The organism is Photobacterium sp. J15 (assembly GCF_963870815.1).
Taxonomy (GTDB): Bacteria; Pseudomonadota; Gammaproteobacteria; order Enterobacterales; family Vibrionaceae; genus Photobacterium; species Photobacterium marinum.
Genome location: NZ_CAWMUI010000001.1, coordinates 2,696,165 through 2,710,980, shown reverse-complemented (window position 1 = coordinate 2,710,980; position 14,816 = coordinate 2,696,165). Strand labels below are relative to the sequence as shown.

Genomic DNA, 14,816 nt, shown 5'->3' with positions numbered 1-14,816 from the left:
CCGTGGCATGACCAAGTAGAATGATGTCTGTGAAATTCAACTTATAAGTAAGCGTCGTAAGAGGAAGCTATGGAAACTATCGACAAGATCAAACAGCAGATCGAAGAAAATGCCATTCTGCTTTACATGAAAGGTTCTCCGAAACTGCCAAGCTGCGGTTTTTCATCTCAGGCAGCACAAGCACTGATGGCATGTGGTGAGAAGTTTGCTTATGTCGATATTCTGCAAAATCCGGATATTCGTGCTGAACTTCCTGCCTATGCACAATGGCCGACATTCCCACAGCTATGGGTTGAAGGCGAACTGATTGGTGGCTGTGACATCATCATCGAGATGTTCCAGAAAGGCGAACTACAGCCATTGATTAAAGAAGCGGCAGAGCGCCGTGACGGTGCAGCTGCTGAGGAATAATTCCTAGCCACCACTGTTTATGAACAATAAAGCCCCGATTTATCGGGGCTTTTTTTTACGTATTTCAATACGAAAAGACCGCCAGTGAAGGCGGCCTTATTGTAGTATCAGAAGAATTCCGATTACAGAATCATTGATGCCAGCCAGCCAAACGCAATCAGTGGCAGGTTATAGTGGATAAAGGTTGGTACAACCGTCTCCCATACGTGCTCGTGCTGCCCGTCAGCATTCAGACCGGCTGTCGGGCCCAATGTTGAATCTGAAGCCGGTGAACCCGCATCACCCAGAGCGGCTGCAGTACCTACGATAGCTACCGTTGCCAGAGGAGAGAAGCCGAATGTCAGGCAAAGCGGAACATAAATCGTTGCCAGAATAGGGATGGTTGAGAATGAAGAACCGATACCCATGGTAACCAGCAGGCCTACAACCAGCATAAGAAGTGCAGATAGCGGCTTGTTATCACCAATGACTTCTGCCAGAGAACTTACCAAAGTCTCAACACCACCAGTAGCTTTCATTACTGAAGCAAAACCTGCTGCTGCAATCATGATGAAACCGATCATCGCCATCATGTGTACACCTTTGGTGAACACATCGTGGGTTTCTTTCCATTTGATCACGCCGCCGAAGGTGAAAACCATAAAGCCAATTAGGCCACCGATGATCATTGAGCCGCTGTAAAGCTGAGCGCCTAGTGCCGCAATGATTGCGCCTACAGCAATGTAAACATGCTGCATGTTGATTTCTTTGTGCTCTGGTTCGGTAGCCAGAATCTTCTCTTCAGAGTATTCACGTGGTTTACGGTAGCTGATGAAAGTTGCCACAAGCAAACCGAAGAGCATGCCCATCGCAGGCAGAAGCATGGCATATGGAACCTGGCTTGCAGTGACATCAAGGCCGTTCTCATGAAGATTCTTCAGCAGAATGTTGTTCAGGAAAATGCCACCAAAGCCAACAGGCAGAACCATGTAAGGTGTTACCAAGCCGAAAGTCAGTACACAGGCGATCAGACGACGATCCACCTTAAGTTTTGCAAATACATGCAAAAGAGGCGGGATCACGATTGGAATAAACGCGATATGAACCGGAATTGCGTTCTGAGAAGAGATTGCAAGAAGCACCAAAATGGAAAGAACGGAATATTTAACACCGGTTGCAGCAGCTGCATTCTCATGGCCGCTGATACGCTTAATCACTTTTTGGGCCAGTACGTCGGTAATACCCGAACGAGAAATGGCAACAGCAAAAGTACCTAGCATTGCATAGCTAAGCGCAGTGGTAGCACCACCACCAAGGCCGCTTTCAAAAGCAGCAACTGTTTCAGTTAAAGGCATCCCGCCTATTAGGCCACCTAAGATGGCACTGAAGGTAAGCGCAACCACGACATTAACCCGCATTAGCGCGAGTATCAGCATGACGCATACCGAAATGACTACTGGGTTCATAAAACTAGATCCATCCGTTGTACATACCAAGTTGAATCAATTGATCATTCATTTTAGTCGAATAATTTTTCTCATCACCAACCCGGCATTATTTGCATATGTATTGGGTTTATTATGTTTTTTGGCTATTTGCTCAAAACATCCAGTTTCCTGAAATTTTGCAACATGTCGAGAAAAATTTGATGTCAGGCAGGAATTTTATCGTTATGTGTTCGATCTCTTAGCCGAGTCAGGTGCCAATGCTTATACTTTGTGAGCAATTGATGTTAAGTGTAATCACAAGCAGAACAATATGTTACTGCTACATTTCATCTATATTACCGCGTTGGCTGGTTGCCTTGGCGGTAATCGATAAAAGGAGTTAGTTAATGAGTGTACTTGTTGGCCGTCCGGCTCCGGATTTTACCGCTGCGGCAGTACTTGGAAATGGCGAGATTGTTGAGCAGTTTAACCTGAAGGAACACATTAAAGGTAAGGCTGCTGTTGTATTCTTCTATCCGCTCGACTTCACTTTTGTGTGTCCGTCGGAGCTGATTGCGTTTGATAAGCGTTTTGCTGATTTCCAGAACAAAGGGGTAGAAGTGATTGGTGTGTCAATCGACTCCCAGTTCAGTCATAACGCATGGCGTAACACTGCGGTTGAAGATGGCGGAATCGGTCCGGTTCAGTATCCATTGATTGCCGATACCAAGCATGAAATCTGTCAGGCTTATGATGTTGAGCACCCTGAAGCCGGTGTGGCATTCCGTGGTTCTTTCTTGATCGACAAAGAAGGGGTTGTTCGCCATCAGGTGGTGAATGACCTGCCGCTAGGTCGTAATATTGATGAAATGCTACGCATGGTTGATGCGCTTCAGTTCCATGAGTCACACGGTGAAGTTTGCCCGGCACAATGGGAAAAAGGTAAAGAAGGGATGGATGCTTCACCAGAAGGTGTGGCGAAGTACTTGTCTGAGCATACTGATGATTTGTAATTAAGTTACAGGTTTGAGGTAAAAGAAAGGCTAGCCTGGAGGCTAGCCTTTTGGGTGGTTATGTATTATTGAATTGGATCAGGCATTGCGTCAATGACGGTAGAGTCGTGGATTGTCAGTGTCTGACCATTATCGTTCAATAGCGATGACAGTTGCTTGTGCATCTCTGTTGTTACGTTAGCATCACCCTTACCCAGTAGCGAGCTGTGTTCACCTTTGTTGAACAGAACTGCGTTTCTGACAGTGTCACTATTGATAGATGCTGTTGTCGGTGCCAACTTCATAGTAGCCATTAGAGGCTCAGTGCCACCAAATGGTGAATATGGTTTAGCAATAGTTGTACCTTCAACTGTCGCGAATGGAACTAGTTTGTTCGGGATCGTAGCATCACCTTTTACTTCACTCAGATAAACAGCAATTTTTTTATCAATCTTCATGGAGTGGTTAATTGGATCTACTGTATCCAGAACGCTCTGCGCAGCATATGCAAATTGAGAGAACAATTCGTATGTTGCGCCAAGAGTTGCCATCGACAATTCATCGCCTTTATTTATAAGTGCATTTTCATAGCTGTAATAACATTTAGCTGCATCCGAAATTGCATTATCAATACAGTATGAACGGAAACTATCGCCAATTTTCACTTTGGCATCTTCTTCATCTTGATAGCTGCCAATTATGCTTCCTTTAACAAATGGAGCAAACTTTCCTGACTCCAGTAGCAGATATGGAATACCCGCCCCAGGGTTTGCCAATGCTAAGGTATTGATGTTGAAAAGCATTTCATCTGTTTCTGTATCAGGTGCTGTTGGTATATTGGCAATGTTTCCTAGTGTTACGCCAGTAATACCACCAAGTGAGTGACCAGAGTAACTAACGCCTTTCGATGGGTTAAGTCGTGCCAGTACACCCATTGCATTAATTGCCTGAAGGTCATCTGCACTGAGTTCACCTTCTTTGCTTAGTATTTTTGCCAGTGCTGCTTGTTGAAGGCCTATTGACATACGCAGGTTAACCAGATCAATTGTGCTTTGACGCAGGTTGTCTCGGGCTACAGGAAGGTTAGCTAGGTTGAGGTACATTTCAGGATGATCGCTAGCTGTTAAATCATCTTGTCCCGGAATTTTAATTCCACGAGTACCATGTAGTGGGTGGTCAATGGCAAAAATGGCATGGCATTGGTCACCAATGATGCCGTCTGCAAGGGTTGTTTTAGTACCATCTTGATCAACTATTGTCTCAGTCAGTACAGTTTTATCAACAGTAATGCCGTGTTGGAAAATAGATACTGTATTCGTAGCTGTACCCTGACATTCTGCTTTTGACGGTAGGACTAAGGTGTACTCAACTGGTTCGACAGACTTCAGCTTAGGTACAGGGCTGTAGCGAGTAATTAATCGTTCAGTATCCAGTTGATCTCCATTCGCTAATGTTAGTGTTGCGCCAGTAAGTGCGGTAAGTACTTTTTTCTGAGCTTCAGGTTCACCTGCTGCTGCTTTTTCAAGATCTTCAGGCACAATTGGGATCGGTAGTGTTGATAATTGACCAATAATAGATACTTGGTCTGCCGCACTGTATGTATTGTGTTCTTTATCTGTTAGCACTGCGGATATTTTGGCTAAGCTAGGCATACCACTTTGCCAAGGAGTGTTATTAAATTTATTCGGAGCTGTCTCTAAGAAATATGGCAGATAAATAGTACCTGTATATATTTCATTTCCATCAGTTGTTGTTTCAACAGGTTTTTGGTCAGGAACCATTCCAAATAGCTTATCAAGATCAGTTGATACTACGTTAGAGCTGATTGCGGAGCCCTTCCAAACATCATGCGCTTTATTTGGTGATTGTAGTGCTAAAGCTGAGGCTGATTTGGCTGCAAACATTACGTCACCAACAGATGCAGTTGTAAACCAGCTTGAATAAATAATACTATCCGCATTCACGCCAGCAATATCGAACTGATGTTCAACCGCATGGACGATTTTTTGCGCTGGAACAAGCTCTTCTGATGGTGGATGAGATTTTGTTTTTAGCACACCGTATGAACCGGTCATACCGACACTATGACCTTTAATATCTTTAAGGTCATCAGTAACAGCAAACATGTAGTTGCTAGCTGGATCCAGCGGCTTTAATAAGAGAGCTGTTAGCTTTTTACCTGACGCGATTACTTTATAATCAGTACCTTCAGTTAAAACCGTTGGTTGTTCAGATGGAACGCCAGCTCTAGGATCACTTGATTTAATCAGGTAGAAACTATTTGGTGCTGTTGACGAAGCCAGATCGTTACCAGTGAAGTTGATTACGATAGGCTGAGTTGTACTCCATCCATCAGTTTTACCCATGGTAACCATAGGGTCTGAGAAGTTAGATGGATCCTTGGCTAACTTATCGGTAGCTAGAGTACCGTCTGTTGTATCCATCACCAAGAAGGAAGGCGTGATTACTTTTTTCTCACCAGTAGGGAGAATATTAAATTCAATTTTTGTTTCTGCTTGTAAGCTTTTTTCGATGCCAGGATCGATGGAAGGGTTACCGGTAAGTTCGCTCTCATCACCGCAACCATATAAACCAATGCTAGAAGCAATTAGCAGTGCCAATACATTTTTTTTCATAATAAATTCCTATCATTCAAATCATTACGTAAACCTGAAGGTTTCGCTGAATTAATTAAAATTTGTAGTTGATTTGTGCGGCACTAATGATTGCACCACCAGAAGATGTAAATGTGTGTCCATCTTCTTCGAAGGTACTTTCTTTGCCGTCCAGATAGGTAAATGCAAAGTCGAATGACATATCAGGGTTGAAGTTATAGGTTAGGCCTGCTGAGTACCAGTAACGATCTGTATCTGGAATACTCAGGGTAGAACGACCAGCCTGCTCATCGAAGGCAAAACCGGCGCGGAGTGTCCAGTCTGGGTTAACTGTATAAGTTGCGCCGATTGAGTAGCGGAAGTTATCGTCGTAATCTTCGTCTTTCAGAAGACAAACGCCCGCCTGGTTATCATAGCCTGGGGTACACTGGTTGCTGGTTCCACGAAGCTCTTCAAACTTGCTGTATTGGATCCATTGCACGCTGTAATGCACAGCCCACTGGTTATTAAGTGCATGATAACCAGAGAATTCAGCAATAGCAGGAAGTACAACAGAAAGGTCACCAGGAACGGTATTATTGGGTGTACCAGTGATTAGGCCTGAGTAATCAGTAAAGTCGCCTTCAAAATCCAGATCAACCTGAGAGCGGTAGCTTAGGCCTAAACGATGGTCTTCATTGATTTCATAAAGAGCGCCAATGTTCCAGCCCCAGCCCCAGGTATCCCCTTCCATCTTGATGGTTTCAGCTGTTGAGCCAGGTCCCACAATACCTAATGATCCATAATGACGTTTCAACTCGGCATCGCCATAAACCAGGCTAACACCTGCACCGATACTGAACTCTTCGTTAATACGGTAGGCAATATTTGGGTTAAAGTTCATTGTGATCAGTGACGTTTCACCTGCCGTTGAACCGGTATTGAAGCCTTCTGGGTATTCTGTTCCAACACCATAGCTGGAGAACAAAGCAAGGCCGAGTGCGACACTGTCATTGATTGGGTGGATATAGTAACCAGCCGGAACTAATGCTAATGGGGCAACATCTTTGGCTGTTTGGCCGAAGGTTTTGTCTTCAACGTCGACTGATGGATCGACAACGCTTAAAGCTCCTGAAAGTTCAGCGGTTTTGAAAAGAGTCATTGCCGCCGGGTTACGAGCCAGTACTGATGCGTTATCGGCAACAGCTGCTTCACCTGCGAACGCTCTACCCAAGCCAGACGCGGAATGTTCGTTTACCTGATAGCCTGCGGCATTAGCATTAACAGACATTAATGCTGCCGTCACGGCAACGGCGGTAAGTTTTAATTTATTAGTAGACATTATTATTTTTGCCTCTTTAATTTGCTTCTTGTTCTTCGTTCCATGAAGGAAAACGACTTTTATAATGGTTTCATCGTTTCTGGTCATATTGGTTCTATGCACAGCAATCAGAGCAAGCCATGTTGCTCAGACATAGGGATTTATATCGGTAGGACATAAAGCGAATATGCAGATGCTGGCAGTCTTCCATAGAATCAAATTGAAACGATATGAAACAGTGCTAAGCAGTATAAGGATTCATATGGGGAATGTTAAGCTGCTGTAACACATTGTTTTCTCGGAAAAACGCCAATTGAATGGTATTTCATTAAATGGTGTTTAAAACGGGTGTTTAAATTATAACATGTGTTTAGAAAGATGATTCTAAAAGCCCAGTAAAACTGGGCTGGTAGCAGGTCTGATGAGTTTGGGGTGTTTAACTTTTAAGACTCTTGGTTTTCTTCTGTTTGAGATTCGAAAATAGGCCAACCACCTAATTTCTTCCATTTGTTAACGATCTCACAAAATAATTCGGCTGTTCGCTCAGTGTCATAGAGTGCTGAGTGAGCTTCTTTATTATCAAATGGAATGCCGGCTGTGCGGCAGGCTTTGGCAAGCACAGTCTGGCCGAATGCCAGGCCACTCAGGGCTGCTGTGTCGAAGGTCGCAAAAGGATGGAAAGGGTTGCGCTTAAGCTTTGCACGTTCAGATGCGGCCATCACAAAGCTGTGGTCGAAGTTTGCATTGTGAGCCACCATGATTGCACGTGAGCAACCAGCAGCCTTTTGTTCTTTGCGGATTTGTTTGTAAATCTCTTTCAGTGCCGTTTCTTCTGCTACTGCACCACGAAGCGGGCTGAATGGGTCTCGGATACCGTTAAATTCCAGCGCTTCTTTATGGATGACTGCTCCTTCGAATGGTGTTACGTGAAAATGAAGGGTTGATGCAGGCTTCAGCCAGCCGTCTTCATCCATTTTTAGTGTGACGGCACAAATTTCCAGCAGAGCATCGGTCTTGGCGTTAAAACCGGCTGTTTCAACATCAATTACGACAGGGAAGTAGCCGCGAAAGCGACTTTTTAGCGTGTTTAGTTCGTTATCTTGGCTCATAGCACTGCGGTTGATAAAAATGAGGGGGGCATTATGTCAGATTCATTAAGGGAGCTAAACCTATAATCTTTATCGGGAACCCGACAGGATGTATTTACGTCGCCGGAGCCAACGTCTCTTCATTAGTATTCGGTTGAATGTATCCATTGTGACCCTAAAGATTTTTTGTCAGGATCCGATACAATAAACAGTTATTTCGGTTGAGCTGGTAAATCAGATTATGGGCAAAAGAACAATATCATTATGCTTGTCGGCCTCAGTGCTGATGGCGGCAACGGCAAGTGGCCCGGTGATGGCAAGTAAGCAATACGTAGCTACACCAGCTCAGTCAGACTGGAAAGTGGCGGTAGATACTCCTCTTGAGTGCCGGATGCTGCATAACATTCCGAACTACGGTGAAGCCCAGTTCATTTCTCGCGCTAGTAAGAAAATTAATCTCGATTTTGAATTGAAGATGCGACGGCCGATGGGGGAGACCCGTGATGTCAGCCTGGTATCTATGCCACCTCGCTGGATGCCGGGAGAAGCGGCCGAGCCGATCACCCGAATTACTTTTTTCAAACAGTTTGATGGCTATGTTGGAGGCCAGACGGCCTGGGCCATGCTCACGGAGTTAGAAAGCGGGCGTTATCCGACACTGAGTTATCAGGACTGGCAGCATAGAGATAAACGTATTGAGGTGGCTTTGTCTGCCGTGTCTTTCCAGGAGCCATATCAGCAGTTCAGCCAGTGCCTTGATAATTTATTACCATACAGTTTTGAAGATATTGCTTTTACAGTTCTGCACTACGATAAGAACAGTGATGAGCTGAATAAACCTTCGCGTCAACGATTGTCACAGATTGCTGATTTCGTTCGTTATAGCGATGATGTTGATTTGGTGCTGGTGGCGACTTATACAGACTCTACTGGTGGTAAAAATGTTAACCAGGCGCTTTCTGAACGTCGCGCCCAAAAACTGGAAGAGTATTTTATGGCAATGGGGCTGCCGAAAGACCGCATTCAGGTCGAAGCATATGGTAAGCGCCGCCCAATTGCTGATAATGAGACGCCAATCGGACGAAATAAAAACCGTCGTGTTGTAATTTCTCTGGGCAGAACAATTATCTAATCGGTACGAAACAAGCACTGTTTAAATTTTAAACTGGATGATTAAACTCCTACGCTTTGCCAACTAGTTTATTGTTCAGTTTGGAATTTATCGGCTACATTGAAAATGAGACTTCAATGGAAGGAGTGCTTCGGAATGAAAAAGCTTCTTGCTGTTATGTTGTTTGCGTTAGGTGCAGTATCTGCGTCAGGTGCTTATGCAGCTCTGGGTAATGGTGATGCACAGAGGGTAACTCGTGCTGAAGCCGCTGCTATGGGGTTGAATAAAACGTCCTATTATTTGGTTTATAACACTGAAGATATGGCACGCCTAGATGATCAAATAATCAAAAAGTTAGAAAAACGTTCTGCTGAGTATTATTCGGTAGTGTATTTTGTTCCTCGTAGGAATAAAGACCATTATCAGGCCATGGTTATTGAATACAAAGAATAACTAAATAAATTAAAAGCGAGGTCTATACCTCGCTTTTTTATCCTTTCAACTTACTTTTATTCTTGCTTCTACATACGTATTGTTTATTGAAGCCTGAATCTGGCGATCAGTTCGCATTGGGTGCTGGTATTCATGTTTGCGACCTGTTGGGCGACAATCGGGTTAGGGTGTCTTTTCAGAAACTAATTAATGCCGATTTGCAGCAGCCAAGAGAATCAACAAAGGCATTGCAAGCCTTGTGCGGGCATTGCGGCAGCATAGTCATGATTTGTTCTGAAGCTAGCTGCAGGTATTTCAGCTCATATTCTTTATCTCCGGCTTTTCGCCAGAAAGAGGCGAGGTTATGGCAGGAAATTACCTTGATAGTCAGTAAATCTTCAAGCTCATCTTCAGTACCATGTACAGGTTCTAACTGTTGAGATTCAGCCAGCGCCAGCTGGTAATGCATCACAGACATCATTGGCAGATTGTCTTTTTCGGCTTTGGTTGCCAGCAGTGTGTGGCGTTCCCAGCATGATACATCCATGATACGGCTCCTTTGAATTTGTTATGCCTGTAACGGTTATATGTATAAAGAGTCGAGAAAATTTTGTTCTATTTGAGGCCAGTCAACCACGTGCCACCATGCCTCGATGTACTCCGGACGTTTGTTTTGATAGCTCAGGTAATAGGCGTGTTCCCAAACATCAAGAGCCAGAATCGGTTCGCCGCGATGAGTGGAAATATCCATCAACGGGTTGTCCTGGTTGCTGGTGGTGACGATTTCCAGCCGGCCTTCACAAACGCAGAGCCAGATGAATCCGGAACCGAAATGATTGGCTGCTGCTTCTGAGAACTCTTCTTTGAAATGTTCGAAACTGCCGAAATGGCAGTTGATTGCTTCGGCCAGTAGTCCGCCGGGTTGACCGCCACCGTTTGGAGACATGCATTGCCAGTAAATATTGTGGTTGAAAAAGCCGCCACCATGGTTGCGGACTGCGGGGGAGTGTTCAGAAATGGATGCAAATATATCGTGGAAAGACTGGTGTTCCAGTTCAGTGTTGGCAATTGCCGTCATGAATTTATCGAAATAGGTTTTATGGTGTTTGCCATGATGTATTTTCATGGTCTTTGTGTCGATATATGGCTCCAGCGCATCATAGGCGTAAGGGAGCTCCGGGAATGTGAATGACATGATCGTACTCTCTTGGTTTTTTAACTATGTTAGTGATAATCATTCTCATTATCAACCATAAAGTTTGTGCCACTTTTACTCATTCTTATTTTTGGAGCTGAAGGTGTTGTTAAAAGAACTACATTGAGAACGATATATCGACAAAACTAAGCAAAAGGGCTGTGGCAATGAAGAAATTACTCGTACTTCTTATGTTCGGTGTCGGTTCTGTCTTTGCCGATGACACAATAGTAGGAAGTGATGCTTATAAAGTTGAAAGTGAACTGGCAAGCGAAATTAAGGCAAAGCAAATCACTGTTGAAGAAGCTGAGCAGATGGAACTGAATATGGCTGATACTTATGAAGTCACCAGTACTGTCAGCGTTGAAAATCTTGAGCTGCTGATTGGTGAGCAGCTGAAGGAAAGTATCATGCCTTACTACTCAATTGAGTTTAATGACCCGACGAAGGACAACGAATTCAGAGCCACCATCACAGAGTATTTTGGCAAAGTAGAATAGAAATCAGAATAAAGATAGACAGGCAAGGTTCACCGAACTTTGCCTGTTTTGTTTGGAAATCAGTGTCAGTTTGTCATTATTTGCGTTGAATCAGTTCGATTTTATAGCCGTCAGGATCGGTAACAAATGCAATGTGCGTCGTGCCGCCTTTAACTGGACCTGGTTCGCGTGTGATATCACCACCAGCTGTTTTAATAACATCACAGGTGGCATAAATGTCTTCAACACCGATAGCAATATGGCCGAAGGCATTACCCATATCGTATTCTGTGGTTCCCCAGTTGTAGGTCAGCTCGATGACTGCTCCTTCTGACTCATCACCATAACCGACAAAAGCCAGCGTGTATTTATATGCTTCGTTATTGTGTTTGCGCAGCAGTTTCATGCCCATGACATCGGTATAGAACTCAATAGAGCGGTCGAGATCGCCCACGCGCAGCATGGTATGAAGAATGCGTCCTTTTGCCATAATTACTCCGGTAATGTGCTGATATTGATATGGGTTAGATTAACGTCTGTCTTTAACAATGAAAAATTATCATTGGTAATATTTTTGATAATCTTATGTGATAAGAAAAAGGCCATTACACAATCGTAATGGCCTTTCGAGATTATTCATCCGGGTAGACTTTATCTTTAAATTCACAGAGGTCTTCAATGATGCAGCTGCCGCAACGTGGCTTTCTGGCTACGCAGGTGTAGCGGCCGTGCAGGATGAGCCAGTGGTGAACATCAACTTTGAACTCTTTAGGAACGACTTTCAGCAGCTTCTGCTCAACTTGATCGACATTCTTACCAATAGCGAATTTTGTGCGGTTAGAAACGCGGAAGATATGAGTGTCGACGGCAATAGTCGGCCAGCCAAAAGCGGTGTTCAGTACAACATTTGCTGTTTTGCGCCCTACACCCGGTAGAGCTTCCAGTGCTTCACGGCTTTCCGGTACTTCACCGCCATGTTTTTCTAACAGGATTTTACAAGTCTTAATGACATTCTCGGCTTTGGAATTAAACAACCCGATGGTTTTGATGTATTCCTTAACACCGTCAACGCCCAGATCCAGCATAGCCTGAGGCGTGTTAGCAACCGGATACAGTTTATCTGTTGCCTTGTTGACACTAACGTCTGTTGCCTGAGCTGACAGCAGAACGGCAATCAATAGTTCGAACGGAGTACTCCAGTTAAGTTCCGTCTCTGGATGCGGGTTTTCAGCTCGAAGACGTTCAAGGATCTGAACGCGTTTTTGATTATTCATTATTGCTTCCTGATTGCTTCTTGATCTGAATATTGACTGACTCCGCAGCGTCTCACTGCTCTGGTGTAGGGCCAGAAACAGGGTGAGCGGCCTGTTTTACGTGGTCTGCTGCGGATTTTATTCGTTTTTTAGTTCGCTGAAGTTACGCGAGCACGTTCGATAGTCGGCTTTTTATCTGCGACTTTCTGTTCACGTTTCTTATCAATGACGTTTTTCAGGGCGATCATAAAGCCGACGCCGATAAAGGCACCCGGTGGCAGCATTGCTAGCAGGAAGCTGCTGTCAAAGCTGAATACTTCGATACGCAGTGATGCAGCCCATTCGCCTAATAAACGATCAGCGCCGTCAAACAGGGTACCGTTGCCCAGAACCTCACGCATTGCTCCCAGCACAACCAGCGCAGAAGTCATACCTAAGCCCATCCATAAACCATCAAGTACCGCAGGAACTGGGTCATTCTTAGAGGCAAAAGACTCAGCACGGCCAATGATGATACAGTTGGTTACAATCAATGGGATAAAGATACCCAAAGACTGGTAAAGGCCGTAAGTGAAGGCATTCATCAGCAGCTGAACACAGGTTACCAGCGCTGCAATAATCATTACGAAAACCGGAATACGGACTTCAGATGGTACCCATTTACGAACCAGTGAAACGATAAGGTTTGAGCTGACCAGCACTAGTGTGGTAGCAATGCCCAGACCGAGTGCGTTAGTGACAGTCGCTGAGACTGCAAGCAGGGGGCACAGCCCCAGCAGTTGAACGATGGCCGGGTTGTTGTTCCACAGGCCATTTTTCATCAGTTCTTTATTCATACTCATGATTCACCCTGACAGTTCAGAGGTTGGTTAAACAGTTCCTGCTGGTGGCGCTGATAGTAAAGCGACACATTCTTTACTGCACCGACAACAGCACGCGGTGTGATAGTGGCACCGGTAAACTGGTCAAAGTCACCGCCATCTTTGCGAACCGCCCAACGAGAATCTTTTTCACCTTCCAGCTTTTTGCCGGTAAAGCTGTAAATCCAGTCGGTGATGCGGGTATCGATTTTGTCGCCAAGTCCCGGTGTTTCATTGTGGCTGAGTATACGAACGCCAGTCACTACGCCTTCAATATCAAGACCTACAATCAGTTTAATGGCTCCGTTGTAACCGTCCGGTGCAATGGCTTCAATAGCAACGCCTGAGACCTGGCCTTCTTTTTTCGCTAGATAGGCAGGCATGGCTTCCGGTGTACCTAGAAACTGTTCACTGGCTACCAGAGTACAGCTTTTATAAAGCTCGTTGTCATGGCTTTCTGCCGGAATAACTTGGTTTAGCACCTTAAGCAGTTCTTTTTGCTGCTGCTCCTGGATTCGGCCTTCTGTCAGTAAGTGGGTTACTGATACCAGAGATGTCGCCAGCAGAGCAAATACAGCCAGCACACCGCCGTTTTTCTTCATTGCATTTAGCATGCTAGCTCCTGTTAGTGACCGTAAGTTCGTGGACGAGTGTAATAATCAATCAGTGGTACACACATGTTTGCCAGCAGAACACCGAAGGCGACACCGTCAGGGAAGCCGCCCCAGGTACGGATCAGGTAAACCAGCAAACCAATCAGAGCGCCGAAGATCAGGCGTCCTTTTACCGTTGTTGAAGCCGAAACCGGATCAGTTGCAATAAAGAATGCCCCCAGCATGGTTGCGCCTGAGAACAGATGGATCAATGGAGAAGCTGTCGCATCCGGGTGAATAATAAAGGCCACAGTGCTGATTACGAACAGGGAACCAAGCATGCCTGCCGGGATGTGCCACTGGATAATGCGCATTTTTAGCATAACCAGACCACCAAGCAGGAAGCCGATGTTCACCCATTCCCAACCGACGCCGGCAATAACACTGAATATCGGGTTTGCAAGGATCTCAGTTGTTGTATGACCAGTGGTCAGAGACGTTTTCAATGTATCCAGCGGCGTTGCCATGGTGACACCGTCAAAGGAGGTTTTCAGCTGGTGTACGCTGTAACCATCCTGAGTAAAACCGGTGAAAACGGCATACAGGCTGTCAATCAGTGGAACCGGTGAAGCTGCCAGTGATGATGGTGGCAGCCAGGTTGTCATCTGAACCGGGAAGGAAATCAGCAGAACAACGTAGGCGACCATTGCTGGATTGAACAGGTTTTGGCCTAAGCCACCGTAAAGGTGTTTTGCAATTACGATGGCGAAGACGACGCCAATGACCGTAATCCACCATGGCGCCAGCGGCGGAATAGCAATGCCAAGTAATACACCGGTCAGCAGAGCACTGTTATCACGCAGGTACGGTAATACCGGGCGTTTACGCAGTTTCATGACTGCAGCTTCGGAGATAAGTGCAGTGGAAGATGCCAGCAGGATCTGAATGAGTACACCCCAGCCAAAGAAATACCACTGAGCGGCAACACCAAGTGCCGTACAGAGGATCACAGTGCGCATGATATCGCTGGTGCTGCGACGGCTGTGAGTGTGGGGTGAACTGGCAATATTAAAAGCCACGA

General features: G+C 45.2%; 15 protein-coding genes and 1 pseudogene. 5 read left to right on the top strand and 11 right to left on the bottom strand.

Annotated features, from left to right (window positions below):
• The first annotated feature begins 69 nt into the window (after positions 1-69).
• The gene (locus AACQ93_RS12135) at positions 70-411 is read left to right on the top strand and encodes a Grx4 family monothiol glutaredoxin (protein ID WP_064605244.1); all 342 of its coding nucleotides are present in this window, start codon (positions 70-72) and stop codon (positions 409-411) included.
• A 122-nt stretch (positions 412-533) separates the two neighbouring features.
• Here the strand turns inward: AACQ93_RS12135 and AACQ93_RS12130 are convergent, their stop codons facing one another.
• On the bottom strand, positions 534-1,856 hold the full coding sequence (locus AACQ93_RS12130; RefSeq protein WP_064605243.1) for a Na+/H+ antiporter family protein: 1,323 nt from the start codon (positions 1,854-1,856) through the stop codon (positions 534-536).
• Between the two features lie 368 nt (positions 1,857-2,224).
• Between AACQ93_RS12130 and AACQ93_RS12125 the strand changes: the two genes are divergently transcribed.
• Positions 2,225-2,830: a peroxiredoxin C gene (locus AACQ93_RS12125; protein ID WP_007469947.1), complete on the top strand. Its 606-nt coding sequence runs from the start codon at positions 2,225-2,227 to the stop codon at positions 2,828-2,830.
• Between the two features lie 65 nt (positions 2,831-2,895).
• Here AACQ93_RS12125 and AACQ93_RS12120 read toward each other — a convergent pair whose 3' ends face one another.
• The 3 genes from AACQ93_RS12120 to rnt form a co-directional block, all read right to left on the bottom strand.
• Entirely contained in the window at positions 2,896-5,445 is a 2,550-nt protein-coding gene (locus tag AACQ93_RS12120) for a VolA/Pla-1 family phospholipase (protein WP_064605242.1), read from the bottom strand.
• 55 nt (positions 5,446-5,500) lie between these two features.
• The gene (locus tag AACQ93_RS12115) at positions 5,501-6,745 is read right to left on the bottom strand and encodes a porin (RefSeq protein ID WP_064606689.1); all 1,245 of its coding nucleotides are present in this window, start codon (positions 6,743-6,745) and stop codon (positions 5,501-5,503) included.
• Between the two features lie 422 nt (positions 6,746-7,167).
• Positions 7,168-7,833, bottom strand: coding sequence for a ribonuclease T (gene rnt, locus AACQ93_RS12110; RefSeq protein WP_064605241.1), 666 nt, complete (start codon positions 7,831-7,833; stop codon positions 7,168-7,170).
• 265 nt (positions 7,834-8,098) lie between these two features.
• Here rnt and motY point away from each other — a divergent pair, with 265 nt between their 5' ends.
• Both motY and AACQ93_RS12100 read left to right on the top strand, forming a co-directional pair.
• Complete coding sequence (gene motY / locus AACQ93_RS12105; protein ID WP_232323340.1) at positions 8,099-8,944, top strand: flagellar protein MotY; 846 nt, start codon at positions 8,099-8,101, stop codon at positions 8,942-8,944.
• Positions 8,945-9,079: 135 nt separating this feature from the next.
• Positions 9,080-9,376, top strand: a complete 297-nt coding sequence (locus AACQ93_RS12100; RefSeq protein WP_064605239.1) for a hypothetical protein — start codon at positions 9,080-9,082, stop codon at positions 9,374-9,376.
• Positions 9,377-9,459: 83 nt separating this feature from the next.
• Here the strand turns inward: AACQ93_RS12100 and AACQ93_RS12095 are convergent.
• Together AACQ93_RS12095 and AACQ93_RS12090 are read right to left on the bottom strand one after the other, a co-directional pair.
• Positions 9,460-9,902 (bottom strand): annotated as a pseudogene (locus AACQ93_RS12095) (DUF2753 family protein).
• 36 nt (positions 9,903-9,938) lie between these two features.
• Positions 9,939-10,550 (bottom strand): superoxide dismutase, encoded by a 612-nt coding sequence (locus AACQ93_RS12090; RefSeq protein ID WP_064605238.1) that lies wholly within the window; start codon positions 10,548-10,550, stop codon positions 9,939-9,941.
• A gap of 167 nt (positions 10,551-10,717) precedes the next feature.
• On the opposite strand from AACQ93_RS12090, the gene AACQ93_RS12085 reads away from it, so the two are divergent.
• Positions 10,718-11,050, top strand: a complete 333-nt coding sequence (locus AACQ93_RS12085) for a hypothetical protein (protein ID WP_232323314.1) — start codon at positions 10,718-10,720, stop codon at positions 11,048-11,050.
• 76 nt (positions 11,051-11,126) lie between these two features.
• On the opposite strand, the gene gloA is transcribed toward AACQ93_RS12085, so the two are convergent.
• The 5 genes from gloA to rsxD form a co-directional block, all read right to left on the bottom strand.
• Positions 11,127-11,519: a lactoylglutathione lyase gene (gene gloA / locus AACQ93_RS12080; RefSeq protein ID WP_064605236.1), complete on the bottom strand. Its 393-nt coding sequence runs from the start codon at positions 11,517-11,519 to the stop codon at positions 11,127-11,129.
• Positions 11,520-11,661: 142 nt separating this feature from the next.
• A complete protein-coding gene (nth, locus tag AACQ93_RS12075) occupies positions 11,662-12,303 on the bottom strand; it encodes an endonuclease III (protein ID WP_007469926.1) in 642 nt (213 codons plus the stop codon).
• Positions 12,304-12,431: 128 nt separating this feature from the next.
• Positions 12,432-13,124, bottom strand: a complete 693-nt coding sequence (locus AACQ93_RS12070) for an electron transport complex subunit E (protein ID WP_007469924.1) — start codon at positions 13,122-13,124, stop codon at positions 12,432-12,434.
• Positions 13,121-13,756 carry an electron transport complex subunit RsxG gene (gene rsxG, locus AACQ93_RS12065; RefSeq protein ID WP_064605235.1) on the bottom strand — a complete coding sequence of 212 codons (636 nt, stop codon included), beginning with the start codon at positions 13,754-13,756 and terminating at the stop codon, positions 13,121-13,123. Before rsxG ends, AACQ93_RS12070 begins: the two co-directional genes overlap by 4 nt.
• An 11-nt stretch (positions 13,757-13,767) precedes the next feature.
• Positions 13,768-14,814, bottom strand: a complete 1,047-nt coding sequence (gene rsxD, locus AACQ93_RS12060) for an electron transport complex subunit RsxD (RefSeq protein ID WP_064605234.1) — start codon at positions 14,812-14,814, stop codon at positions 13,768-13,770.
• Positions 14,815-14,816: the final 2 nt, after the last annotated feature.

Coding starts and splice junctions, on each gene's coding strand:
- AACQ93_RS12135 (WP_064605244.1), top strand. CDS start 70: ATGGAAACTATCGACAAGATCAAACAGCAGATCGAAGAAAATGCCATT.
- AACQ93_RS12130 (WP_064605243.1), bottom strand. CDS start 1,856: ATGAACCCAGTAGTCATTTCGGTATGCGTCATGCTGATACTCGCGCTA.
- AACQ93_RS12125 (WP_007469947.1), top strand. CDS start 2,225: ATGAGTGTACTTGTTGGCCGTCCGGCTCCGGATTTTACCGCTGCGGCA.
- AACQ93_RS12120 (WP_064605242.1), bottom strand. CDS start 5,445: ATGAAAAAAAATGTATTGGCACTGCTAATTGCTTCTAGCATTGGTTTA.
- AACQ93_RS12115 (WP_064606689.1), bottom strand. CDS start 6,745: ATGTCTACTAATAAATTAAAACTTACCGCCGTTGCCGTGACGGCAGCA.
- rnt (WP_064605241.1), bottom strand. CDS start 7,833: ATGAGCCAAGATAACGAACTAAACACGCTAAAAAGTCGCTTTCGCGGC.
- motY (WP_232323340.1), top strand. CDS start 8,099: ATGGCGGCAACGGCAAGTGGCCCGGTGATGGCAAGTAAGCAATACGTA.
- AACQ93_RS12100 (WP_064605239.1), top strand. CDS start 9,080: ATGAAAAAGCTTCTTGCTGTTATGTTGTTTGCGTTAGGTGCAGTATCT.
- AACQ93_RS12090 (WP_064605238.1), bottom strand. CDS start 10,550: ATGTCATTCACATTCCCGGAGCTCCCTTACGCCTATGATGCGCTGGAG.
- AACQ93_RS12085 (WP_232323314.1), top strand. CDS start 10,718: ATGAAGAAATTACTCGTACTTCTTATGTTCGGTGTCGGTTCTGTCTTT.
- gloA (WP_064605236.1), bottom strand. CDS start 11,519: ATGGCAAAAGGACGCATTCTTCATACCATGCTGCGCGTGGGCGATCTC.
- nth (WP_007469926.1), bottom strand. CDS start 12,303: ATGAATAATCAAAAACGCGTTCAGATCCTTGAACGTCTTCGAGCTGAA.
- AACQ93_RS12070 (WP_007469924.1), bottom strand. CDS start 13,124: ATGAGTATGAATAAAGAACTGATGAAAAATGGCCTGTGGAACAACAAC.
- rsxG (WP_064605235.1), bottom strand. CDS start 13,756: ATGCTAAATGCAATGAAGAAAAACGGCGGTGTGCTGGCTGTATTTGCT.